General features: G+C 77.8%; 20 protein-coding genes. 15 read left to right on the plus strand and 5 right to left on the minus strand.

Going from position 1 to position 23,844, the window contains the following annotated elements:
* Positions 1-209: 209 nt before the first annotated feature.
* Positions 210-1,523: a cation:proton antiporter gene (locus ACI79O_RS15305; RefSeq protein WP_456890411.1), complete on the minus strand. Its 1,314-nt coding sequence runs from the start codon at positions 1,521-1,523 to the stop codon at positions 210-212.
* A 228-nt stretch (positions 1,524-1,751) separates the two neighbouring features.
* Between ACI79O_RS15305 and ACI79O_RS15310 the strand changes: the two genes are divergently transcribed.
* Positions 1,752-4,160: a lysylphosphatidylglycerol synthase domain-containing protein gene (locus ACI79O_RS15310; RefSeq protein ID WP_456914573.1), complete on the plus strand. Its 2,409-nt coding sequence runs from the start codon at positions 1,752-1,754 to the stop codon at positions 4,158-4,160.
* A gap of 18 nt (positions 4,161-4,178) precedes the next feature.
* Here the strand turns inward: ACI79O_RS15310 and ACI79O_RS15315 are convergent, their stop codons facing one another.
* The gene (locus tag ACI79O_RS15315) at positions 4,179-5,195 is read right to left on the minus strand and encodes a site-specific integrase (RefSeq protein WP_456914574.1); all 1,017 of its coding nucleotides are present in this window, start codon (positions 5,193-5,195) and stop codon (positions 4,179-4,181) included.
* Positions 5,196-5,322: 127 nt separating this feature from the next.
* Here ACI79O_RS15315 and ACI79O_RS15320 point away from each other — a divergent pair, with 127 nt between their 5' ends.
* The 6 genes from ACI79O_RS15320 (at position 5,323) to ACI79O_RS15345 (ending at position 12,913) form a co-directional block, all read left to right on the plus strand.
* The gene (locus tag ACI79O_RS15320; protein ID WP_456914575.1) at positions 5,323-6,522 is read left to right on the plus strand and encodes a hypothetical protein; all 1,200 of its coding nucleotides are present in this window, start codon (positions 5,323-5,325) and stop codon (positions 6,520-6,522) included.
* A 45-nt stretch (positions 6,523-6,567) separates the two neighbouring features.
* A complete protein-coding gene (locus tag ACI79O_RS15325; protein WP_456914576.1) occupies positions 6,568-7,629 on the plus strand; it encodes a DUF2855 family protein in 1,062 nt (353 codons plus the stop codon).
* Between the two features lie 109 nt (positions 7,630-7,738).
* Positions 7,739-8,764, plus strand: a complete 1,026-nt coding sequence (locus ACI79O_RS15330) for a 3-oxoacyl-ACP synthase III (RefSeq protein WP_456890406.1) — start codon at positions 7,739-7,741, stop codon at positions 8,762-8,764.
* A complete protein-coding gene (locus ACI79O_RS15335) occupies positions 8,761-11,355 on the plus strand; it encodes an alpha/beta fold hydrolase (RefSeq protein ID WP_456914577.1) in 2,595 nt (864 codons plus the stop codon). Before ACI79O_RS15330 ends, ACI79O_RS15335 begins: the two co-directional genes overlap by 4 nt.
* A gap of 2 nt (positions 11,356-11,357) precedes the next feature.
* The gene (locus ACI79O_RS15340; protein ID WP_456890404.1) at positions 11,358-12,332 is read left to right on the plus strand and encodes an NAD-dependent epimerase/dehydratase family protein; all 975 of its coding nucleotides are present in this window, start codon (positions 11,358-11,360) and stop codon (positions 12,330-12,332) included.
* A gap of 179 nt (positions 12,333-12,511) precedes the next feature.
* On the plus strand, positions 12,512-12,913 hold the full coding sequence (locus ACI79O_RS15345) for a RidA family protein (RefSeq protein WP_456914578.1): 402 nt from the start codon (positions 12,512-12,514) through the stop codon (positions 12,911-12,913).
* Between the two features lie 64 nt (positions 12,914-12,977).
* On the opposite strand, the gene ACI79O_RS15350 is transcribed toward ACI79O_RS15345, so the two are convergent.
* Both ACI79O_RS15350 and ACI79O_RS15355 read right to left on the minus strand, forming a co-directional pair.
* A complete protein-coding gene (locus ACI79O_RS15350) occupies positions 12,978-13,634 on the minus strand; it encodes a response regulator (protein WP_456890402.1) in 657 nt (218 codons plus the stop codon).
* Positions 13,631-14,944 (minus strand): sensor domain-containing protein, encoded by a 1,314-nt coding sequence (locus ACI79O_RS15355; RefSeq protein ID WP_456914579.1) that lies wholly within the window; start codon positions 14,942-14,944, stop codon positions 13,631-13,633. The genes ACI79O_RS15350 and ACI79O_RS15355 overlap by 4 nt, the downstream gene beginning before the upstream one ends.
* A 189-nt stretch (positions 14,945-15,133) precedes the next feature.
* Between ACI79O_RS15355 and ACI79O_RS15360 the strand changes: the two genes are divergently transcribed.
* The 6 genes from ACI79O_RS15360 (at position 15,134) to ACI79O_RS15385 (ending at position 21,270) form a co-directional block, all read left to right on the plus strand.
* Entirely contained in the window at positions 15,134-16,066 is a 933-nt protein-coding gene (locus ACI79O_RS15360; RefSeq protein ID WP_456914580.1) for an ABC transporter ATP-binding protein, read from the plus strand.
* Positions 16,063-16,854, plus strand: a complete 792-nt coding sequence (locus ACI79O_RS15365) for a hypothetical protein (protein ID WP_456914581.1) — start codon at positions 16,063-16,065, stop codon at positions 16,852-16,854. Before ACI79O_RS15360 ends, ACI79O_RS15365 begins: the two co-directional genes overlap by 4 nt.
* 61 nt (positions 16,855-16,915) lie before the next feature.
* Entirely contained in the window at positions 16,916-17,425 is a 510-nt protein-coding gene (locus ACI79O_RS15370) for a phosphohydrolase (RefSeq protein ID WP_456890398.1), read from the plus strand.
* A gap of 94 nt (positions 17,426-17,519) precedes the next feature.
* Positions 17,520-18,941 carry an ATP-binding protein gene (locus tag ACI79O_RS15375; RefSeq protein WP_456914582.1) on the plus strand — a complete coding sequence of 474 codons (1,422 nt, stop codon included), beginning with the start codon at positions 17,520-17,522 and terminating at the stop codon, positions 18,939-18,941.
* A gap of 227 nt (positions 18,942-19,168) precedes the next feature.
* Positions 19,169-20,767: a PHA/PHB synthase family protein gene (locus ACI79O_RS15380; RefSeq protein WP_456914583.1), complete on the plus strand. Its 1,599-nt coding sequence runs from the start codon at positions 19,169-19,171 to the stop codon at positions 20,765-20,767.
* Between the two features lie 53 nt (positions 20,768-20,820).
* On the plus strand, positions 20,821-21,270 hold the full coding sequence (locus ACI79O_RS15385; protein ID WP_456914584.1) for an AAA family ATPase: 450 nt from the start codon (positions 20,821-20,823) through the stop codon (positions 21,268-21,270).
* Here the strand turns inward: ACI79O_RS15385 and ACI79O_RS15390 are convergent.
* Positions 21,254-21,994 carry a VOC family protein gene (locus ACI79O_RS15390; protein WP_456914585.1) on the minus strand — a complete coding sequence of 247 codons (741 nt, stop codon included), beginning with the start codon at positions 21,992-21,994 and terminating at the stop codon, positions 21,254-21,256. The two genes, ACI79O_RS15385 and ACI79O_RS15390, sit on opposite strands and share 17 nt — an antisense overlap.
* Before the next feature lie 136 nt (positions 21,995-22,130).
* Between ACI79O_RS15390 and ACI79O_RS15395 the strand changes: the two genes are divergently transcribed.
* Complete coding sequence (locus tag ACI79O_RS15395) at positions 22,131-22,304, plus strand: hypothetical protein (protein WP_456890390.1); 174 nt, start codon at positions 22,131-22,133, stop codon at positions 22,302-22,304.
* Between the two features lie 291 nt (positions 22,305-22,595).
* On the plus strand, positions 22,596-23,828 hold the full coding sequence (locus ACI79O_RS15400) for an HNH endonuclease signature motif containing protein (RefSeq protein WP_456914586.1): 1,233 nt from the start codon (positions 22,596-22,598) through the stop codon (positions 23,826-23,828).
* The last annotated feature ends 16 nt before the right edge of the window (positions 23,829-23,844 follow it).

Raw genomic sequence — 23,844 nt, forward strand, 5'->3', positions numbered from 1 at the left:
TGCACCGGCCACCACCGCGGCAAGCACCAGGCCCCCGGCTGGACCCACACCCTCGCCCCGGACGGCACCCTCACCGTCACCACACCCACCGGGCTCACCGCCGCCACCACCCCACCGCCCTACTGACCGGAGTCGCAGAGGAGTGCGGGCCGGACGGGCCCCGGCACGACCATCCGCGGTCTCGGAGCCCGACCCGGGCGCGGCCGGTGTTAGATCCCGCGGCCACCGCGTCGGCGGGTCCACGAGCCCTTCTCGCGACGCCGGCGGGGAGTCGACCGGTCGCCGTGCACCGCACCAGCCGGGCCGGCACCCGTTGCTGCGGCGGACGGCGGCGGGGCGCCGGCGGGAGCGGCTGCCGGTCCACCGGTCCGCGCGGGCCGACCCAGAGCGACGGCCACGGCGGGGAACACCAGGACGGTGAGCACGCCGGCGCCCACCAGGGCCGCGGCGTTCACCGGGAGCATGGTGCCGTTGCGCAGGCCGATCTCCGTCAGCGCGACCAGCACCGGCAGCGCCGTCGCCGTCACCAGCACGGTCTGCACCCGCTCGCGCAGCCCCAGCACGCCGCGGTAGACCACCAGCGCGGGCAGCCCCCGCACGGCGAGCATGAGGCCGGCGAACAGCAGCACGCGCAGCGGCGCCTCGGCGATCGAGTCCAGGTCGAGCGCCATGCCGGAGTAGATGAAGAAGACGGGGATGAAGAACCCGTAGCCGACGGCGTCGAGCTTGGACTCCAGGACCGGCGAGGACGTGCCCACCCAGCGGCGGAGCACGACGCCGGCGAGGAAGGCCCCGAGCACGGCGTCGAGGTGGAAGCGGTCGGTGACGGCGATGAGCGCGACCAGCAGCAGGATCGTCGCGCGCAGCGTGATCTGGGCGGTCTCGTGCTGGCCGAGCACGACGACGGTGGCGAGCCTGCTGCCCTCCCGGACCACCCGGCGGGCGAGGGCGAGCAGCAGCGCGAGGACGGCGACGACCCCCAGCGAGGCCAGAGCGGTGAACCGGTTCTGCGTGCCCAGGAACACCGCGATCGCCAGGACCGGGAACAGCTCGCCGACCCCGCCCGCGGCCAGCAGGTACCCGCCCAGCCGGCCGGCGAGCAGCCCGTTGTCGCGCAGGACCGGCAGCAGCGTGCCCAGCGCGGTGGTGGTCAGCCCGAGGGCCACCGGCAGGAAGGCCCGCACCAGCCCGGTGCCGGACAGCAGGCCCACCACGCCGATCGCCAGGAGCAGCGACACGGTCCAGGCGACGACGGCGCGCCGCCCGGCGTCCTGGCGGAAGAGCCGCAGGTCCACCTCGTAGCCGGCGAGGAGGAAGACGAAGCCGAGGCCGACGTCGGCGAGCACCTGCACCTGGTCCGGCGTGCTCAGGCCCAGGACGTCGGGTCCGATCAGCACCCCGCCGGCGATCAGCAGCACCACCTGCGGGACGGGCAGACGCGGGAACAGCCCGACGACCAGCGGCGCCACCAGCGCGACGGCCGCCACGGCCACCAGGGTGTCGACCCCGACCAGACCGTCCACCACCGCTCCCGTCGTCCGGCCGGGGCCGCGCACCCGGCGCGGGAGGGATCCTGCTCAGCCCCCGGGACGGCGTCCAGACCGGGAGCGGCCCCCTTCCCGAGGGCGCCGCGCGCGGCCACGGTGTGCGCAGCGACCCGGAGGGCGGAGCCCATGGACACGACAGGGCGCACGGAGCCGACAGGGCACACGGAGACGAGGGGGGCGGCGGGCCGGCCGGACGCCCCGGTCGTGGCGGCCGCGCCGGCGCCGGGGCTGCGCGCGGGGACGGGAGTCGACCGGTCCCAGGAGGAGGTCACCGGCTACGCCCGGTCCCCCAGCGACCTGCTGCGCACCTGCGTGCTGGTCCTCGCCGCCGTCCCGCTGGTGCTGCTCGCCCGCTGGGCGCGGGCGGAGGCCGCGACGCTGGAGGCGGCCCTGGCCGGGCGGCTGACCTCGGCCGCACCGGTCCTCGAGCGGTTCCTCGCCGGCGTCTGCGCCCTGCTGGTGGCGGCGTCGGTCGTCGCGGCCTGGACCGCGCCGCTGCTGCTGCGCCGCCCCCGCCTGGCCGGGTACCTGCTCGTCGCCGGTGCCGTCGCGGTGGTCGCGGCGCGCGGGGTGGAGGAGCTGCTCGACGACGCGGGCACGGGCGGGCCCTCCCGCAGGGCGGAGCTGCCGTGGGGGCTCGGCAGTGCGCTGGGCGCGGACGGCCTGGCCGTCGTCGCGGCGTCGTTCGCGGTGCTGGCGCCGTCCGTGTCCCGGCGGTGGCGCCGCGCCGGGGCGCTGGTCCTGGCGTGCTCCACCCTGCTGCACCTGCTGGTGCCGGTGGCGTCCCCGGCCACGCTGGCCGTGGCACTCGTGCTGGGCACGGCCGCGGGCTCGGCCACCCTCCTCGCGTTCGGCCGCCCTCTCGCCCGGCCGACCCGTGCGGCCGTGGCCGCCGCCCTGGCCGGCAGCGGCCTGGACGCGGTGGCCGTCGAGCCGGCCGTGGTCGACGCCCGCGGCTCGGTCCCCTGGACCGCCGTCCTGCGGGACGGGCACCGGGTGTTCGCCAAGGTCATGGGCGCCGAGAACCGGGCCGCCGACCTGCTGTTCCGGGCCTACCGGTTCCTGCGGCTCAAGGACGTCGGCGACGAGCGGCCGTTCTCCTCGCTGCGCCGCACGGTCGAGCACGAGGCGCTGGTGTCCCTGTTCGTCCGGGACGTCGGAGGGCGCACGCCCCGCCTGCGCGCGATCGCCCCGGTGGGGCGTGACTCCTGGCTGCTGTCCCACGACCTGGTCGACGGCACGACGCTCGACCGGCTGCCGGACTCGGCGGTGACCGAGCCGGTCCTGCACGGCGTGTGGGACCAGGTGGCCCTCCTGCGCCGGCACCGCGTGGCCCACCGCGACCTGCGCCAGGCCAACGTCCTGCTCGACCGGTCGGGGACGCCCTGGCTGATCGACTGGGGCTTCAGCGAGGTCGCCGCCGCACCGGCACTGCTGGACGCCGACGTCGCCCAGCTGCTGGTCGCCCTGGCACTGCGGGCCGGGGTCGACCCCGCCGTCGACAGCGCCGTCGCCCGGCTCGGGCCCGATGCGGTCGCCGCGGCGCTGCCCCGGCTGCAGCCGGACTCCCTCGGGGGTGCCACCCGGCACGCGCTGCGGCACGACCGGCAGTTGGCCGGGCGGATCCGCGCCGCCGTCGCCCGGCGGTGCGGGGTCCCGGAGCCGCCCCTGGCGGACCTGGAGCGCATCCGGCCCAGGACGGTCCTCCTCGCCGCCGTGCTGGTCCTGGCGGCGTACCTGCTGGTCCCGCAGCTCGGCGACGTGCCCGGCATGGTCGCCCGGGTCCGGGACGCCGACTGGTCCTGGGCACCGCTGGTCGCGGCGACGTCGGTGCTGACCTACGCCGGCGCCGCGGTCGCCCTCGCGGGGGCCGTGCCCGCGCGGCTGCGGCCGGTCCCCCTGTTCGCCGCCCAGTTCGCCTCGTCGTTCGCCGGCCGGCTCGCCCCGGCCGGCCTCGGGGGGATGGCGCTCACCGTCCGGTACCTGCAGCGCAGCGGTGTCGACCTGGCGGTGGCCACCTCCGGGGTCGGTCTGAGCTACGCGGCCGGGACCGCCGTCCACGTGGTCCTGCTGGTGGGCTTCGGGGTCGTGGCCGGCCGGTCGCTGTCGGCGTCGTTAGGGCCGGTCGAGTCGCCCGCCGTGCTGTGGGGTGCGCTGGCGGTGCTCGCCGTGGCCGTGGTCGCGGCCGCCGTGCCGGCCGTCCGACGGCGCGTCGCCGGGCGGCTGCTGCCGCCGCTGCGCCGGTCGTCGCGCGGGGTGGCCGCGGTCCTGCGCAGCCCGGGTGGGCTCGCGCTGCTACTCGGCGGCTCGGCGCTGACCACGCTCGGCTACCTGGTCTGCCTCTACGCGTCGACGCGGGCCCTCGGCGGGGACCTGGGCCTGCTCACCGTGGGCGTGGTCTACCTCGCCGGCGCCGCCGTCGCGGCGGCCGCCCCGACGCCCGGCGGCCTGGGCGCCGTGGAGGCCGCGCTCGTGGCGGGGCTGGTCGGCGCCGGGATGGACCACACGGTCGCCGTCCCGGCCGTCTTCCTCTACCGGCTCGCCACGTTCTGGCTGCCGGTCCTGCCCGGGTGGGCGGCCTTCGCCTGGCTGCGCAGGTCGCACCTCGTGTAGCGCCGCCCGGCCGGCGGGTCAGAGCCCCAGCGAGCCCGACGCGGGGTCGGCCCAGCGGCTGGAGGCGTCGTAGGTGCGGACCACGAGCGACCGCCACCGCCCGGTTCGGCTGATCTCCTTCTCGGACACGCCCTGGGCGTAGGCCGTGGTGGCGAAGCCGCGCCGCAGCGAGTGCGGCGAGAGGCCCTCGGCCGAGACCCCCGCGCGCCGGGCGGCCCGCTCGAGCACCAGGTCGACGCTGCGGGTGGTCAGCGCGGTGGTCCCCAGCCGCTGGCCGTGCCCCTTGCCCACCGACCGGAACAGCGGGCCGGTGGTGACGCCCCGCTCGGCCAGCGCGGCCCGCCAGGCCTGCACCGCGCGCACCGGGCAGGTGACCTCGCGGACGCCCTCGGCCAGGGCCAGGACCTCCCCGGCGCCGTCCTGGTCGGTCTTGGAGAAGCGCAGGAGGACGTCGAGGCCGCCGTGCCCGGCCGAGGTGAGGTCCTCGATCCGCAGGGCGCACAGGTCCGAGGCCCGCAGCCCCAGCGCGAAGCCGACCAGGATCAGGGCACGGTCGCGCAGCCCGGCGAGGGTCTCCGGCAGGTCCTCGACCAGCGCCCGCACGGTCGCGGTGTCCAGCGCGCGGGCTCGCCGGGGCCGGTGGCCGGCGCGCACCGCGGTGCGGCGGATGCCGGCGAGGGTCCGGCGGACCCCCTCGCTGTCCCCGGGGGCGGGGTGCCCGGCGGTCCGGTGGGCGTCGTTGAGCGCCGACAGGCGGCGGGCGACGTAGCCGGGGCTGCGGCCGTCGTCGGCCATCGCGGCGAGCCAGGCGGCGACGAGGAGCGGGTCGGCGGGCAGGGCGCTCGGCAGTGACCGGTCGGCGCACCAGGCCGCCCAGGCGCGCACGTCGCGCGCGTAGGCGTCCCGGGTGGAGCCGGCCTGCGCCGCGGCGACGTACGTGCCGACGGAGCTCAGGTCGCCGGGCAGCAGCAGCCCGCCGTCGTCGTGTGGTGACGCGACGACGGCCCCCTCCCCCGGCTCACGTGGCTCGGTCATCCGCCTCCTCCCCCGGCCCGGATCGCTTCGCAGAATAGGTGCTTCTCGGAAGCGAACCGCGACGGCCTCAAGCCGAACGATAAAAGGTTGGATGTCTGGGCCGTCCATCCGACTATCCTCACCGCGCATGACGGAGCCCAGCGGCGGAGAAGAGCCCGACCGCGGCACGACCACGTGCGCCTTCCCCGGCTGCCCCGCCCCGCCGCGGCCCCGGGTGGCCGGGCGCAGCGGACCGTCACCGCGGTTCTGCGAGCGCGCGGACCACAACCCCGAGACCGCCCGGCGGGCGCGCGTGGCGGCGCAGCGCTCCCCTCGGCCCGTCGCCGCTACGGTGGCGCCGGCCGGCGACCTGCCCCCCGAGGGCCGGGTGCGGCAGCTGGTGGGCCGGTGGGTGGTGGCGGCCCGGGAGGCGGCGGCCGCGGCCGACACGCAGGCGGCCCTGCTCACCGCCGCTCTGGACGCGCTCGAGGAGTACCGCGACGAGGCGGCCGTGGAGGCGCGGCTGGCCCAGGCCCGCTCCGACGTCGACGCCGCGCACGCCGCCCAGTTGCGCGCCGAGGAGGAGGCCCGGCTGGCCGGGCGGCTGCGCACGGAGGCCGAGGATTCCCGCCGGGCGGCCGAGCAGGACGCCGCCGCGACCCGCACCGCCGCCGACGAGCAGGTCGCCGAGGCCCGGGCCGAGGCCGGCCGGCGCACCGCGGCCGCCGAGGAGGCGCACCGGGCCGCCGAGCGAGCCCGCGAGGAGGCGGAGTCGGCCCGCGACCTGGCCCGGCAGGAGCAGGCGGCCGCCGCCGAGCGCGCCCGCGACGCCGAGGAGCGCCGCCGGGCGGCCGAGCGCGACGCCGGGGAGGCCCGTGAGGCCGCGCGGCGGGCCCGCGCGGACGCCGCCCGTGAGCACGACGCCCTCGTCGAGGCCCGCGCCCGGTGGGGCGTCACCGAGGCCACGCTCACCGCGACCGTGCAGACCCGCACCGAGGAGCGCGACGCGGCCCTCGCCGCGCGGGACGGGGCGCGGGCCGAGGCGGCCGCCGCCCGCGAGGAGACCCGCGGCGCCGTGCGGGACCGGGACGCGGCCCGCCGTGCCGAGCAGGACGCCCGCACCCGGGCCGGCGAGGCGGCCGACCGCGCGGCGGCGGCCGAGCGCGAGCGGCAGGAGGCGCTCACCGCCGCGGCGCTGGCGACCCAGCGGGCCGGGGACGCCGAGCGCCGGGCGGCCGCCGCCGAGGCCGACGGGCGCGACGCCCGCGAGCGGGTCGGCGCCCTGACCGCCGAGGCCGGCGCCCTGCGCGCCGAGGTCGAGGCGCTGCGCGCCCGCTCCGGGGAGTGACCGCGCGGCGTTGACCCCCGTCGCCTCCACCGGCACGGTGACGGGGTGACTCCTGCCGGCTGGGCCCTCGAGGTCGCCCGCGACGACCTCGGCCGCACCTCGATCGTCGGGACCGACGTGCCCGAGCCCGCCGACGGCGAGGCGGTGCTGCGGGTCGACCGCGTCGGGATGACCGCCAACAACGTCACCTACGCGGTGCTCGGCGACACCCTCCGCTACTGGGCGTTCTTCCCGGCGGCCGACGGCGCGGGCCGGGTGCCGCTGTGGGGATTCGCCGAGGTCCTCGCCTCCCGGGCCGACGGCGTCGAGGCCGGGCAGCGGGTCTACGGCTACCTGCCCCCGGCCAGCCACCTGCTCGTGCGCCCGGAGCGGGCCGGCCCGCACGGCTTCCGCGACGGGAGCCCGCACCGGGCGGGGCTGCCGGCGGTCTACAACGCCTACGCGCTGACCACCGGCGACCCCGCCTACGAGCCCGGGCGGGAGGACCTGCAGGTGCTGTTCCGGCCGCTGTTCCTCACCTCGTTCCTGCTCGCCGACCAGCTCGCCGGGCAGCCCGCCGACGTGGTCGTGCTGTCGTCGGCGTCGAGCAAGACGGCCTACGGCACGGCGTTCCTGCTGCACGGCGGCACCGCGGAGGTCGTCGGCCTCACCGGCCCGGCCAACGTGGCGTTCACGGCCTCACTGGGCTGCTACGACCGCGTGCTGTCCTACGACGACGTCGCCGGGCTGGCCGCCGCGCCGACCGCCTACCTCGACCTCGCCGGGAGCACGCCGCTGCGGAAGGCGCTGCACGAGCACCTGCGGGCCGACCTGGTCCTGGACCTGGTGGTCGGCGTGACCCACCAGGACACCAGTCCGGCGGGCGCGCTCCCCGGCCCGCGCCCGGTGGTGTTCTTCGCGCCCGACCGGATGGCCGCCCGCGTCGCGGACTGGGGACGGGCCGGGTTCGCCGAGCGGTTCGGCGAGGCGTGGCGGCGGTTCACCCCCGCCGTCGCCGGCTGGGTCGACGTCCGGGAGTCCGCCGGGCCGGACGGGCTGCGCGAGGTCTGGCTGGAGGTGCTCCGCGGCGGCGGCGACCCCCGGACCGGCCACGTCGTCCACCTGTGAGTGACCCCGTGCGACGGTCGGTGTACCGCTGCCGCCGCCGGGTAGAGCCCGCTGGACCTGGGCGGCCAGCGAAGGAAGCCCGCCCACCTGCGCACACGACTGGACCCGGATGACCGGCAACGCCACGCACCGCTTCAGCAACACCACGATCCTGACCGTGCAGACGGCGGACGCCTCCCAGGTGGTGACCTCGGACGCGCTCGACGCACGCCTGGTCGACACCTACCGGCGCGTCGGTCTGCGGCCGGGGCTGCTCGAGCGGCTCGCGGGCATCAGGGAGCGCCGCTGGTGGGCCGACGGCGTCACCTTCGTCGACGGCGCGGCCACCGCCGGGGCCAAGGCGATCAGCGAGAGCGGCGTCGACCCGGCGCAGATCGGGCTGATGGTCAACACCTCGGTCAGCCGCAAGCACCTCGAGCCCTCGACGGCGGTCGCCGTCCACGACGCGCTCGGGCTGCCCAGCTCCTGCCAGAACTTCGACGTGACCAACGCCTGCCTCGGCTTCGTCAACGGCATGGAGCTGGCCGCCGCGATGATCGACAGCGGGATGGTGGAGTACGCGCTGATCGTCAACGGCGAGGACTCCCGGCCGGTGCAGGAGCGCACCCTCGACCTGCTCAACTCGCCCGAGACCTCGGCCAAGGACGTGATGGCGCACTTCGCCACGCTCACCCTGGGCTCCGGCGCCGCGGCGATGGTCCTCGGCCCCGCCGACCGGCATCCGGAGGGGCACCGGCTGGTCGGCTCGGTCAGCCGGGCCGGCACCGAGCACCACCAGCTGTGCACCGGCGACAACGACGGCATGCACACCGACCTCAAGGGCCTGCTCGCCGCCGGGCTGTCGCTGTCGGAGCAGCTGTGGGCCGAGGCGGCGGCCGAGTTCCACTGGGACCGGGGCATGGACCGCTACGTGGTCCACCAGGTCAGCAAGGTGCACACCCAGGCGATGTGCGACCGGTTCGGCATCGACCCCGCCCGGGTGCCCACGACCTTCCCGACCCGGGGCAACCTCGGGCCGGCCTCGGTGCCGTTCACGCTGGCCAGCCAGGCCGGCACCCTCGTCGACGGCGACCGGGTGCTGCTGATGGGGATCGGGTCGGGGCTCAACGCCTGCTGCCTCGAGATCGCCTGGTGACGGCGGGGACGCCGGCCGGCCTGCCGGGGCTCGACCCGTCCTGGTCGCGGCGGGTGACCGTCACCGACACCGGCGGCGAGGAGCACACCTGGCACGTGCTGGACACCGGTCCCCGGGAGGGCGCGGCCGGGACGCTGCTGTGCGTCCACGGCAACCCGACCTGGTCCTACCTGTGGCGCCGGCTGCTGGCCGCCCCGCCGCCGGGCTGGCGCGTCGTCGCCCCCGACCAGCTGGGCATGGGCTGGTCCGACCGGCTCGACGCGCCGCGCACCCTGGCGCAGCGGGTGGCCGACCTCGGGGACCTCACCGCCGCGCTCGGGATCGACGGCCCGGTGGTCACCGTCGCCCACGACTGGGGCGGGATCATCTCCCTGGGCTGGGGGCTGGAGCACCGCGACCAGCTGCGCGGCGTCGTGCTCACCAACACCGCGGTGGCGATGCCCGAGGGCGACCTCGGGCCGGCGCTGATCCGGCTGGCCCACGCGCCGGGCATCCGCGCGACGGCCACCGTGGGCACCCCGGTGTTCGTGCGGGCGGCGACGGCGCTGTCCCGGCCGGCGCTGCCCGCCGAGGTCCGCCGGGCCTACGCGGCGCCCTACCGGTCGGCGCGCCGCCGCCGCTCGGTGGGCGACTTCGTCGCCGACATCCCCTTCCGCGAGGGCCACCCCTCGCGGGCGGTGCAGGAGGCGATCGCCGAGGGCGTGCGCACGCTCGACGTCCCGGCGCTGCTGCTGTGGGGTCCGCGCGACCCGGTCTTCGGCGAGCGGTACCTCACCGACCTGCGCGACCGGCTGCCGCGGGCGCAGGTCCACCGCTACGAGGGCGCCTCGCACCTGCTCCCCGAGGACGCGCCCCAGTACGCGGCGGCCGTCGTCCGGTGGGTCACCGACCTGTCCGCCGGGCCGCCGCCCGCCCGCGACCCCGCGCCGGCGGGCGACGCGCCCCCCCGCCCGTGGGCGGCGCTGCGGGACCGGTCCGGCGACGGCTCCCCGGCGGTGGTGACCGTCGGCGGCGCCGCGGTGAGCTGGGCGCAGCTGGCCCGCCGGGTCGAGGACCTCGCCGCCGGGCTGGCCGCGGCCGGCGTCCGCCCAGGGCACCGGGTCGCCCTGCTGCTCGAGCCCTCCCCCGACCTGACCGCCGCGGTGTACGCCGTGTGGCGGGCCGGCGCCGCCGTCGTCGTGGCGGACAAGGGGCTCGGCTTCGCCGGGATGCGGCGCGCCCTGCGCGGCGCGGCCGCCGACCACGTCCTCGGCGCCGCCCCCGGCCTGCTGGCCGCGCGGGCCATGGGCCTGCCCGGCACCCGCATCGCGGCCGGCCCGCTGACCCCCGCCCGCCGCCGGGCCCTCGGGGCCGCGCACGACCTGGCGGAGCTGGAGGAGCGGGGCCGGACGGCGCCGGCGCCGCCGGAGTGCCCGCCGGACACCGACGCCGCCGTCGTCTTCACCTCCGGCGCCACCGGCCCGGCCAAGGGCGTCGTGTACACGCAGCGCCAGGTCGGCGCCCAGCTGGACCTGGTGCGCCGCACCTACCGGCTCGGGCCCGGCGACGCGCTGGTGGCCGCCTTCGCCCCGTTCTCCCTGCTGGGACCGGGCCTGGGCATCGCCTCGGCGGTCCCCGACGTCGACGTCACCGCGCCCGGCACGCTCACCGCCGCGAAGCTCGCCGACGCCGCGGCCGCCGTCGACGCCACCGTGGTGTTCGCCGCCCCGGCCGCCCTGCGCCGCGTCGCCGCGACCGCGGCGGAGCTGACCGCCGACCAGCGGTCGGCGCTGCGCCGGGTGCGGCTGCTCATGTCGGCGGGGGCGCCCGTGCCGGCCGCGTTGCTGCGCTCGCTGCACGACGTCGTGCCGGCGGCGGAGGCGCACACCCCCTACGGCATGACCGAGGCGCTGCCGGTCACCGACGTGTCGCTGGACGAGATCGAGAAGGCGGGCCCCGGCGAGGGCGTGTGCGTCGGCCGGCCGGTGACCGGCGTCGAGGTGCGGCTGAGCCCGCTGTCGGCCTCGGGCGCCGCCGACGGCCCGCTGACCGCCGCGGCCGGGGTCACCGGCGAGGTGTGCGTGCGGGCCGCGCACGTCAAGGACCGCTACGACGCGCTGTGGGCCACCGAGCGTGCGGCCTCCCGCGACCCGGGCTGGCACCGCACCGGCGACGTCGGCCACCTCGACGAGGAGGGCCGGCTCTGGATCGAGGGACGCCTCGCGCACGTGGTCACCACCGCCGCGGGCGTGGTGACGCCGGTGGGCGTCGAGCAGCGCGTCGAGCAGCTCGACGGCGTCGCGGCGGCCGCCGTGGTCGGCGTCGGCCCGGCCGGCGCGCAGGTGGTCGCGGTGGTCGTGGTGCCGGAGACGCCTGCCCCCGGCACGCCCGTCCCCCGCCGCGGCCGCTCGCTCACCGTGGCCGGCGCCGACCTCGCCGCCGCGGTCCGGTCGGTGGCCGGCGTCGACGTCGCCGCGGTGCTCGTCGCGCGCCGGCTGCCGGTCGACGTCCGGCACCAGTCGAAGGTCGACCGCGCCGCGCTGGCCCGCCGGGCCGCCCGGGTCCTGGCCGGCTCCCCCGTCCGCCGGCGGCGGCGGGCCCGCACGCCGTGAGGGTGCTGGTCACCGGGGCCAGCGGGATGCTCGGCCGGGCCACCGCCCGGGCGCTGCTGGCCCGCGGCGACGACGTCACCGTGCTGCAGCGCCGCCCCGCGGGGCTGCCGTGCACCGAGGTGCTCGGCGACGTCGCCGACGGGTCGGCCGTGGCGCGGGCGGCCCGCGGCTCCGACGCCGTCGTGCACCTCGCCGCCAAGGTCGACGTGACCGGCCGGTGGCGCGAGTACCAGCAGGCCAACGTCGAGGGCACCCGCAACGTCGTCGCCGCCTGCGCCGCCGAGGGGGTCGGGCGGCTGGTCCACGTGTCCTCGCCGTCGGTCGCGCACGCCGGCGACCCGCTGTCGGGCGCCGGGGCGGACCCCGCGGACCCGGCCGCGGCGCGGGGCCACTACGCGCGGTCGAAGGCACAGGCGGAGGTGCTCGCCCTGGCCGCCGACTCCCCCGGCCTGGCGGTGCTCGCCGTGCGGCCGCACCTGGTGTGGGGCCCCGGCGACGAGCAGCTGGTGGCGCGGATCGTCGCGCGGGGCCGGGCCGGCCGGCTGCCGCTGGTCGGCTCGGGCGCAGCGCTGGTCGACACCACCTACGTCGACAACGCCGCCGCGGCCCTGGTCGCCGCGGTCGACGCCTGCGGCCCGGTCCACGGCGAGGCGCTGGTGGTCAGCAACGGCGAACCCCGCCCCATCGGGGAGCTGCTGACCCGGCTGTGCGGCGCGGCCGGCGCACCGGGCCCGCGGCGCCGCGTGCCGGCCCGGGCGGCGTGGCTGGCCGGCGCCGTCGTCGAGGGGGTCTGGGCCGCGACCGACCGGCGCTCGACGCCGCCACTGACCCGCTTCCTCGCCGAGCAGCTGAGCACCGCGCACTGGTTCGACCAGCGGCGCACGCGGGCCGCGCTGGGCTGGCGCCCGGAGGTGTCCCTCGAGGAGGGCTTCGCGCGGCTGGCCGCCTGGTACGCCGCCGCCGACCGGCCGGCCTGAGGACACCGGGTCCCTCCGGCGCCGGCCGGGTCACGGAGCGAACCGCTCGGGGTGCGGAGGGTCGACTCCGGCGCCGTGTCGGCCGGCAGCGGGGGACGCGGGCACCGGGTCCGTCCCGCCCGCGCCACGCTGACCTCCGCGTCGCCACCAGCGGGGTGGCGAGCGGAGGGAGGACCGCCATGGCCGCCATCCGGACACCGGTGAACCCCTGGTCGTGGTCGCTCGACTACGGGATCGACCAGGGGAAACTGGTCGAGCACGCCGGCCGGCTGCTGGTGGTCTCCGGGCAGGCGGCCACGGCGGCCGACGGCACGCCGCAGCACGAGGGTGACCTCCGCGCCCAGGTGTCGCTCGCCCTGGACAACCTCGAGACGGTGCTCGGGGAGGCCGGGATGACGCTGGGCCACGTGGTCCGCCTCACCGTCTACGCCACCGACGTCGACGCGATGGTCGGGTGCTGGGAGGAGCTGGTCGGGCGGTTCGGAGCGGCCGGCGTGCGGCCGACCAGCACGCTGCTCGGGGTGACCCGGCTGGCCTTCCCCGAGACGATGGTGGAGATCGAGGCCACCGCCGTCGACTGAGCGACTCCCGCAGGGCCTGGGCCGACCGGGGCAGCGGACCCGGCGGCGAACCGGTCCGCCCGCCTCACGGCGTCATGAACCCGCGCTCGTAGGCGGCGATCACCGCCTGCGTCCGGTCCCGGGCGCCGAGCTTGAGCAGCACGCTGCTGACGTGCGTCTTGACCGTCTCGCGGCTCAGGTGCAGCCCCGCAGCGATCTCGGCGTTGGACAGGCCGCCGGCGACCAGACGCAGCACGTCGGCCTCGCGCCCGGTGAGCTCCGGCATCGCCGCCGCGCCGCGCGGCCGGGCCGGCGTGTGCGCGGCGATCAGCCGCCGGGTCAGGTCGGGCAGCACCAGCGAGGTCCCCCGCGCCACGACCCGGATCGCGTCGACCAGCTCGTCGGGATCGGACCGCTTGAGGGCGAACCCGCTCGCCCCGGCCTGCAGCGAGCGGAACAGGTAGTCGTCGTCCTCGAAGGTGGTCAGCACCAGCACCCGCGGCCGCTGCGGGTCGCGGGCCACCAGCTCCGCGGTGGCGGCGATGCCGTCGAGGTCGGGCATCCGCACGTCCATGAGGACGACGTCCGGGTCGGTGCGGGCGGCGACCTCGAGCGCCTCGCGGCCGGTGCCGGCGTCGCCCACGACGGTGAAGCCGGGCTCGCTCTCCAGGATCACCCGCAGGCCGGAGCGGACGAGCACGTCGTCGTCGACCAGCAGCAGGCGCAGCGCCGGCGCGGTCACGCGGCGCCCGGCAGCGGCAGGGTGGCGCGCAGCTCGAACCCGCCCGACGGCGTCGGCTCCGCGGCCAGCTCCCCGCCGGCCGCCGCCACCCGCTCCCGCAGGCCCGCCAGCCCGCGGCCGCCGCCGGGTCCCGGCCGGCTGTCGAGCTGCGAGGCCCGCTCGTTGCAGACGCGGACGACCAGGACGCCGTCCCCGCGCGCCACCTGGGCCACGGTGAGCGGGCACCCCGCGTGCCGCAGCACGTTGGTGGTGCCCTCCTGGACGACGCGGTAGGCGAGCTCCTGCAGCGGTGCCGGGACGTCGTCGACCTCGCCGTCGACCACCAGCGCCACCGGCAGGCCGCCGTCGCGCAGGCCGGCGAGCAGGTCCTCGAGGTCGGCGAGCGCGGGCGCGGCGAACGGGACAGGGGCCTCCGGCGCGCCCGCGTCGCGCAGCACGCTGAGCACCCGGTCCAGCTCGGCCAGCGCGGTGCGGGTGTTGGTCTCGATGTGCTCGAGGGCCTGCCGGGCGAAGTCCGGCTGCACCGGCCGGTCGCCGACCGGGGTGAGCGTGCGCCGGGCCGCGGTGGCCTGCAGCAGGCTGGCGGTCAGCGCGTGCCCGATGGTGTCGTGCAGGTCGCGGGCCAGCCGGTTGCGGTCGGCCAGCCGGCGGGAGGTCTGCTGCAGCGCGGCGATGTGCTGCTCGGGTGCGGTCCCCAGCAGCCGGGGGGCCGCCGCGGCGGCCAGGCGCACCAGGACCTCCAGCACCAGCAGCGTCACCCCGACGACGGCGGCCATGAGCGCCAGCAGCGGCAGCGCGGTGACGGCGTTCCAGTCGGTCTCCCAGCCGAGCGCGACGAACGCGGCCGCGCCGAACAGCAGGGTCGCGAACGTGGCGGCCCCGAGCAGCACCCGGGCGCCGAGCCAGCCCAGCGCCCGCCAGGTGCCGGCAGACAGCACCAGCCGCCGGACCTGGCGGACGGCGCCGGGCTGCCGGCGCACCCGCTCGCCGGTGGGCACGTCGACGGCGAGCAGGGTGCGCGCCAGCCGCCGCTCGACGCCGGCCAGCCCGCGCGCCACCGCGAGCACCAGCAGGACGAGCAGCACGCCAACGCCGTAGACGATCGCGACCACCGAGCCGACCAGGCCGGCGAACAGCGCCGCGTACGCCGCGGCGAGCGGCAGCGAGGCCAGGGCGTAGAGCGCCCGCCCGGGCCAGCCGGGGCGTGCGGCGGCGAGCAGGGCGCGCACCCGGGGCCCGAACGCCCCCGGCCGCCCGGGCGCTGGCGAGGTCGCGGCCGCCGTCGTCCAGGTCGCCGTCGTCCGGGTCATGGTGCGATCGTGGCCCGCCGGGCGGCCCGGCGACTCCCCCGCCGGTGCGCTTCCGGCCTCCCCCGCCGGGGGGACCCGGGTCGGCCCTGCGGGGTGATCCGCACCGGCGGCCGGCCCCGACACCCTCGTCGTCATGACTCCTGCCTCCCCGCGGCGGTGCGACCGCCGCCGTCCTCCGGGGCCGCGCACGTGATCACCGTCCGCGGGCTCACCAAGCAGTACGGCGCCGTGCGCGCCGTCGACGACCTGACCTTCGACGTCCTGCCCGGCCGGGTGACCGGCTTCCTCGGGCCCAACGGCGCCGGCAAGTCCACCACGATGCGGATGGTGCTCGGCCTCGACCGGCCGACCGCCGGCCGGGCGCTGGTCGACGGCCGCCCGCTGGCCGGCCGGGCCGAGCCGCTGCGCGCCGCCGGGGCGCTGCTCGACGCCGGCGCCGTCCACCCCGGGCGCAGCGGCCGCGACCACCTGCGGGTGGCCGCCCGCACCGCCGGCATCCCGGTGCGGCGGGTCGACGAGGTGGTCGACCTGGTGGGGCTCGGCCCGGCGGCCCGGCGGCGGGTCCGCGGCTACTCCCTCGGCATGCGCCAGCGGCTGGGCATCGCCGCCGCGCTGCTCGGCGACCCCGGCGTGCTGCTGTTCGACGAGCCGATGAACGGCCTGGACCTCGACGGTGTCCGCTGGATCCGCGGCCTGGTCCGGCAGCTGGCCGGCGAGGGGCGCACGGTGCTCCTGTCGAGCCACCTGATGAGCGAGATGGAGCAGACCGCCGACCACCTGGTCGTCATCGGCCGCGGCCGGCTGGTCGCCGACGCGTCCGTGGCGGAGGTGCTGCGCGGCAGCGGCGCCGGGCAGCGGGTCCGCGTCCGGACGCCGTCGGCCGGGCGGCTGGCCGAGGCGCTGCGGCGGCAGGGCCTGCGGGTCACCCCCGCCGACGACGGCGACCTGCTCGTCGACGACGCGGCCGCGGCGGCGGTGGGCGACGCGGCGCTGGCCGCCGGGGTCGCCGTCCACCGGCTCGCCGAGGAGCGCGCCTCCCTCGAGGAGGCCTACCTCGACCTGACCGGGCCCAGCGTCGAGTATCGGGTGGCCGACGCCGCGCCGGTCGGGGCACCGCGGTGACCGCCGCGACGCGCGCCGCCCGGTCCGCGGAGCCGGGCACGCCCACGGTCCTGGCCCGGGCCGCGGCGGCCGAGTGGCTGCGGCTACGGACGGTCCGGACGACCTGGTGGTGCCTGCTCGCCGCCGCGGTCACCGTGGTCGGCCTCGGCACCCTGGCCGCCTACGACGAGGCCGGCGCGCCGCAGGCCGGCGGCGGTGCCCTCCCGGCCTCGTTCGCCGGCGAGTTCGGCGTCCTGCCCGGCCAGTTCGCGCTGCTCGTGCTGGCGCTGCTCGCGGTCACCGCCGAGCACGCCACCGGGGCGATCGGGCCGACACTGCAGTGGACGTCGCGGCGCGGTGTGCTGCTCGCGGCGCGGGTGGCGCTGCCGGTCGTCGTCGTCACCGTCGCCGGTGTGCTGCTGGCGCTGGCCGCCGACGTCGCCGCGTGGTCGCTCGCGCCCGAGCTGACGCTGTCGGCCGCGGAGCTGGCCGACAGCCTGGGCCGGGTCGCCGCGGTCCTCGCCGCCGGCGGCGCGCTGGCCGTGGGAGCCGGGCTGCTGCTGCGCAGCACCGCCGGGGCCCTCGCGGCGGTGTTCCTGCTGCAGCTGGTGCTGCCGCTGCTGCTGCCGGCGTTCGGGGTGCGGTGGATGGCCGACCTCGGCGAGCTGCTCCCGGGGTCGGGCGCGATCTGGACGCTGCTCGGCGAGCCGGACATGTCCGCCGGGAAGGCCGCCGCGCTGCTCGGGGGCTGGTCGGCCGCCGCGCTGGTGGCCGGCGGGTGGTCGCTGCTGCGCCGCGACGCCGGGTGATCCCGGGCGCTGCGGCCCCGCCTGACCCCGGGGTCCGTCGGGCACGCCCTAACCTCGGGAGGTGGCCTTCACCGTCGCCGACGCGCACCTGCTCGCGCTGGCGGCGCACGAGGGGCAGGTGGACGAGCAGGGTCGCGACCTCTACCTCGCCTCGCTGCGGCCGGTCGCCGAGGCGCTGCGCCCGTACGGCCCGCACGCCGAGATGGCCGGGCTGCTGCGCGACGTCGTCGAGGCCACCCGCGACCACCCCGACCCGGCCCGCCGCTACGACCTGCACCGGCTGCGCACCCTCGGGGTGCCGGAGGTCGTCGTCGAGGCGGTCGACGCGGTCACCCCGCGCCCCGGGGAGCCCTACATCTCCGGGCTGATCCGCCGCTCCGCCGCCCACCCGCTCGGCCGCCTGGTCGGGCTGGCCGAGAACAGCGCCGCGCTCGCCGCCAGCGCGCACCTCGCCGCGACCCACCCGGCCAAGGCCCGCAGCCTCCGCGAGGGCCGCTACCGCCCGGCCCGCCGGATCCTGCTGGCCGCCGAGGCCGCCGACGGCGTCCACGGGCGGCGCGTGCTCGTCTGAGGGGACGCGTCGCCGTCCCGTGTGCGGGGGGCTGTCGGTGACCGCGTGACGCGAGCATGCTCCGGGGCGTCGCCCGGCCACCGGAGGGGGAACCATGCCCGCAGACCTCGACGACCTGCGGGGCCTGGGCCTCTTCGCCGGCAGCGACGACGACCAGCTGCGCGCGCTCCTCGACGCCGGCACCGAGGTCGCGTTCGCGTGCGGCGACGTCCTGTTCGAGGAGGACCACCCGGCGCTGTCCTGGTGGGTGCTGCTGCAGGGCTGCATCGACCTGATCCGCCACGTCGGGCCGGACGAGACGCGGCTGGGGACCATGGACGTGCCCGGGCGCTGGGCGGGCGGGTTCCGGGCGTGGGACGAGCACGGCGCCTACCTGGCCACCGGCCGGGCGACGTCGGCCGGGCGGGTCCTGCGGGTCCCCGCCGACGAGCTGCGCCGGCTGTGGGCCGCGCGCTTCCCGCTCGGCCTGCCCCTCATCGAGGGCGTGTCCCGGTCGGCGCGCAACTACGAGACGATGGCCCGGCAGCGCGAGGCCCTGGCCGCCCTCGGGAAGCTGGCCGCCGGGCTGGCGCACGAGCTGAACAACCCCGCCGCCGCGGCCACCCGGGCGGTCGACGCCCTCGGCGAGGCCCACGCCGACGTGCTCGCCGCGATGCGCCGGCTCACCGCGGCCGCGGTCACCGACGAGCAGTTCACCCACCTCGACGCGCTGCGCCGCGACCTCGACAGCCGGCCGCCGCTGGCCCCGATGGCCCTCGCCGACCGCGAGGACGAGCTCGCGGACTGGCTCTCCGAGCGCGGGGTGACCCGCGACTGGGTGCTGGCCCCGACCCTCGCCGGGGCCGGCGCCGACGTCGCGTGGGCCGAGCAGGTGGCCGCGGCGCTCGACCCGGAGCGGCTCGAGGCGGGGCTGGACTGGGTGGCCGGCACGCTGACGGCGACCGGGCTGCTGGCGGAGGTCAAGGAGTCCACCCGGCGCATCTCCGAGCTGGTCGCGGCGGTCAAGTCCTACTCCCAGCTCGACCGCGCCGCCGTGCACCTGACCGACCTGACCGAGGGGCTCGACAGCACCCTGGCGATGCTCGCGCACCGCATCCCCGCCGACGTGACCGTCGTGAGGGACTACGGCGCCGGCGTGCCCCGCATCGAGGCCCTCGCCGCCGAGCTCAACCAGGTGTGGACCAATCTCCTCACCAACGCCCTGGACGCCATGGGCGAGGCGGGGACGCTGCGCGTCGCCACCCGCCTGGAGCCGGAGGCGGCGGTGGTCGTGGAGATCGGCGACACCGGCGGCGGGATGTCGGCGGAGACGCAGGCGCACGCCTTCGACCCCTTCTTCACGACCAAGGGGGTCGGGCAGGGCACCGGGCTGGGGCTCGACATCTCCCGGCGGATCGTCGACCGGCACGGCGGGGACATCGCGATCGACCTGCGGCCGGGCGAGACGGTGCTGCGGGTGCGGCTGCCCATCCGGGGCGTGGCCGCGGCCCACCGGCGGGCGGGCGCCGGGGCCTGACCGCGGCCGGCGGTGGCCGGGCGGAGCCGGTCCCCGGCCGGGGCTCCCCCGCACCGGCGGACGCCGGTACGGTCGTCGGCGTGTGATCCGGCTCACAAGGGGGTCCCGTGACGACGACACCACCACGCCCGCGTCCCGCACCCGGCCGGAGCCGGGAGGAGGACCCTGCGGCGACGACCGTCCCGGTCGAGGGCGGCGAGCCGGTCCCCCTGCCCACGACGCGCGGCATGGTCCGCGGTGTCGTGGCCACCCTCGCCCGGCCCCGCCCGCTCGCGCGGGAGACGGTGCGGCTGGGACGGGACGCCGCCCGGATCCTCCGCGGCACCGACGAGATCGCGCCCGCCCCGAAGGACGCCCGCTTCGCCGACCCGGCGTGGTCGCTGCACCCGGGCTACCGCCGGCTCGCGCAGTCCTACGTGGCCGCGTCGGCGTCCCTGCGCCGCCTCGTCGACGACTTCGAGGCCGGCGGCGCCGACTGGCGCGAGGTCGAGCAGGTGCGCTTCGTGTTCAACGCGCTGACCAGCGCGATGGCCCCCACGAACACGCTGGCCGGCAACCCGGCGGCGCTCAAGCGGGCGTTCGACACCGCCGGGCTCAGCCTGCTCCGCGGCGCCCGGAACGTGCTGCGCGACCTGGTGCGCAACGGCGGGCTGCCCGCCCAGGTCGACCGCAGCGCCTTCGAGGTGGGCCGGGACCTCGGCGTCACCCCGGGCGCCGTCGTCCACCGCGACGACGTCGTCGAGGTGGTCCAGTACACGCCGTCGACCGAGCGGGTGCGGACGCGCCCGCTGGTCATCGTCCCGCCGCCGATCGGGCGCTTCTACTTCCTCGACCTGCGGCCGGGGCGCAGCCTGGTCGAGTACGCCGTCAGCCGGGGCCTGCAGGTCTTCATGGTCAGCTGGCGCAACCCGACGCGGAAGCAGGCCGAGTGGGGCCTGGACGAGTACGCGCAGGGCGTCGTCACCGCCGTCGACGTCGCCCGGGAGGTCACCGGCTCCCCCGACGTCACCACCCTCGGACTCTGCGCCGGCGGGCAGGTCATGACGACGGCGCTCAACCACCTCGCGGCCACCGGCGACGACCGCGTGCACGCCGCCGGCTACGCCGTCACCCTGCTCGACTTCGCCAGCCGCGCCCCGCTCGGCGCGTTCTCCGGTCCGCGGCTGCTCGAGGTCGCCCGGCGCAACTCCCGCCGGCAGGGCGTCATCACCGCCCGGCAGATGGGCTCGGTGTTCACCTGGATGCGCCCCGACGACCTGGTCTTCAACTACCTGGTGCGGCAGTGGCTCATGGGCGAGGACCCGCCCGCGTTCGACATCCTCGCGTGGAACGCCGACGGCACGAACCTGCCCGCCCGGCTGCACGAGCAGTTCCTCGAGATCTTCCGGGACAACGCGCTGGTCACCCCGGGGGCGCTGCGGGTGCTCGGCACGCCGGTGCACCTGAGCCGGATCACGATCCCGACCTTCGTGACCGGCGCGCTCACCGACCACCTCACCCCCTGGGACGGCTGCTACCGGACCACCCAGCTGCTGTCGGGGCCGAGCACCTTCGTGCTCAGCAACAGCGGGCACATCCAGAGCCTGGTCAACCCGCCCGGCAACCCGAAGGCGCGCTACTGGACCGGCGGGGAGCCCGGCCCCGACCCGCACGCCTGGCGGGCGGCCGCCGAGGAGCACACCGGCAGCTGGTGGGAGCCCTGGTCGGACTGGGCGGTCGAGCACTCCGGCGACGAGGTGCCGGCGCCTTCCGCGCTGGGCAGCGCGGCCCACCCGCCGCTGGAGCCGGCGCCGGGCCCCTACGTCCGGGACCGCGTGCCCTCCTGAGGTCCGCCGTCGCGCTCCCCGGGCCCGCCGCTCGGGCGGCTACGGTGCGCGCGGTGGCGCGGGTGCTGGTGACGGGGATGTCGGGCGCGGGGAAGACGACGCTCCTGGACGAGCTGCGCCGCCGGGGACACCGGACGGTGGACACCGACGACGACGGCTGGGAGCTCCCCGACCGCACGTGGGACGAGCCGCGCATGAGCCGGCTACTGGACACCCACCCCGACGTGGTCGTCTCCGGCACGGTCGAGAACCAGGGCCGGTTCTACGACCGCTTCGAGCACGTCGTGCTGCTCAGCGCGCCGCTCCCCGTGCTGCTGGAGCGGGTGCGGACCCGGACGGGCAACCCCTACGGCCGGACGCTCGAGGACCGGGCCGAGATCGCGCGCAACCTCGCGGAGGTCGAGCCGCTCCTGCGCCGGGGCGCCGGCCTCGAGCTGGACGGACGACGTCCGGTGGCCGAGCTCGCCGACGTCGTGGAGGGGCTGCTCAGCGGCGGGCGGTGACCCGGTCCGGGGGCAGCACGACGAACTCGTTGCCGTCGGGATCGGCCATCGGCACCTCGTGGGCGTCGCTGCGTCCGGCGTCGAGCCGGGTCGCCCCGAGCGAGAGGAGTCGCTCGACCTCGCCCTGCTGGTCGTCGTCGGCGGCCGGCGCGACGTCGAAGCGCAGCCGGTTGCGGCCCGTCTTCGGGGCCACGGGCGGACCGCCCCAGGTGATCTTCGGGCCGCCGTGCGGTGAGCGGATCGCCGTCTCCTGGTCCTGGTCCCACACCAGCGGCCACCCCAGCGCGTCGCGCCAGAAGTACCCGACCTGCTGCGACCCGTCGCACGCGAGCGCGCCGACGAAGCCGCATCCGGCGAGGAAGCCGTTGCCCGGCTCGATGACGCAGAACTCGTTGCCCTCCGGGTCGGCGAGCACCACGTGCTCCTCCTCCGGGAGCTGACCGACGTCCAGGTGCCGGCCGCCGAGGTCCAGGGCCCGCGCCACCGTCTGCCGCTGGTCCTCGAGGGAGGTGCTCGTGAGGTCGGGGTGCATGCGGTTCAGGCCGACCTTGGGCTCCTGGGTGGGGACGAACCGGAACCCGAAGCCGGTGTCGTCGGGAGGCAGCAGCGCGACGACGCCGGAGGGCTCCTCGGCCCTCCCCCAACCCAGGACGCCGGCCCAGAACCGTGCGAGACGAGACGGGTCGATCGCGTCGAACTCCAGCGCCACGAGGCGGCACGTCATCCGCTCGCACCTCCGTTCCGGGCTCCCGGGCCGCGGGGGCCCCTCCCCGGGAGAGCATCGCGACGCTAGGAAGCCGCGGTACGGCGACGCAACACCATTGCCCGACGCGGGCGGTCAGCCGGTCAGGACGCGCAACGTGGCGTGCGACCGCCGCGCCGACGCCGTCCTCACCGGGCTGGGGTGGCAGGCGCTGCGGTTCTGGGAGTACGAGGACCCCGACGACGTCGCGAACGCGATCTGTGCGGTGCTCGGTCGGCCCATCGGCATCGGTGCTGGTCAGGGTCGCGTTTCTGTCGTACCCACTCCGTAGGTTCGGTGTCGTGGAGGAGGTCGCGGAGCACCGGTCGCCGGTGGAGCAGGCGCTGCTCGCCGCGGTGATCGCGACGCCCGCGCGGTTCCGCCGGCTGCCGGTGGCGCTGCTGTCGCGGGATCAGAAGGCGGCGGAGCTGCAACGGGTCACTCAGCTGGAGGCCATGACCGCCGCGTACAAGGCAGAACTGGTGCTGGGCCTGGCCGACGACTCTCCCGATGACCTGGATCCCGCGCCCGGCACTCCCGGCGCGCGCACGGGTTCGTGGGCGCCGGACACCGAGCTGCCGGGGTGTCGGAGTTCTTCACCGCCGAGCTGGCGGTGGTGCTCAACTGCGGCCGGGGCACCGCCAACCACCTGGCCCACCGGGCCTGGACCTACCGGGAGCGCCTGCCCGCCACCTGGGCGGCGCTGGCCGCCGGCGCCCTCGACGAGGCCCGCGCCAAGGCGCTGGTCGACGTGCTCGAGCACGCCCCGGCGGGGATCGCCCGCCGGATCGAGGCGGCGCTGCTGCCCGCGGCCACCGGGCTGACCGTGGGCCGGCTCAAGCAGCGCGCGCTGGCGCTGCTGCTCGACCTCGACGCCGACGCGGTGGGCCGGCGCAAGCAGCAGGCGCGGCGGCGCGCCGATGTGCGGGTCGACCCCTCGCCGCTGGAGGGGATGGCCACGCTGGCCGCCGACCTGCCCGCCGAGGTCGCCGCGGCCTGCCACGCGCTGGTCGACTCTCTCGCCGGGATGCTCAAGGCCGACGGTGATGAGCGGCCGATCGGGGAGCTGCGCACGGTGGTGTTCGCCGACCTGCTCCAGCGCCCGTGGGAGGCCGCCCGCCCGGCGGTGACCGCGCACCTGCAGATCATCGCCACCCTGGCCGCGCTGGCCGGCGACAGCGAGGAGGCTGGGGAGGTCAACGGGCTGCCGATCACCGCCGCCCACCTGCGCGACCTGCTGCGCGAGCTGGACGCGCTCGAGGTGCGGGCGCCGGAGGGCGGGTCGGTGACGGTGGCGCTGACCGACGCCGACGGCACCCTGCGGGCCACCGGCACGCTGGACCGGCTGCGCCGGCTGGCCGCCCGCGGCTGCGACCGGCACCCGGACCAGGGGTGCAAGTGCGTTGTCCTCGACCGGCCCGACCCGGTCGACCGCTACACCCCCACCGCGGCGCAGCAGGCCTTCGTGCGCACCCGCGACCGCACCTGCCGGTTCCCCACCTGCGGCCAGCGGGTCGGCTGGGCCGACGCCGACCACGTCCTCCCCCACGCCCACGGCGGGACCACCGACTGCGCCAACCTGTGCTGCCTGTGCCGGAGCCACCACCGGCTCAAGACCTTCGCCCGCGGCTGGCGCTTCGTCATGGGCCCCGACGGCACCCTGACGGTCACCACACCCTCCGGCATCACCCGCACCACCCGCCCACCGGGCGTGCGCCCACCCCCGGCAGCAGCAGCGCCCGACCCGCCACCGGACGACCCCGGACCACCACCCGGTGGTCCAGCCGACCCGGCCGACGACCCGCCGCCCTTCTGATCCCGCCCGAGCAGAC

This window comes from Geodermatophilus sp. SYSU D00696 (assembly GCF_054050235.1).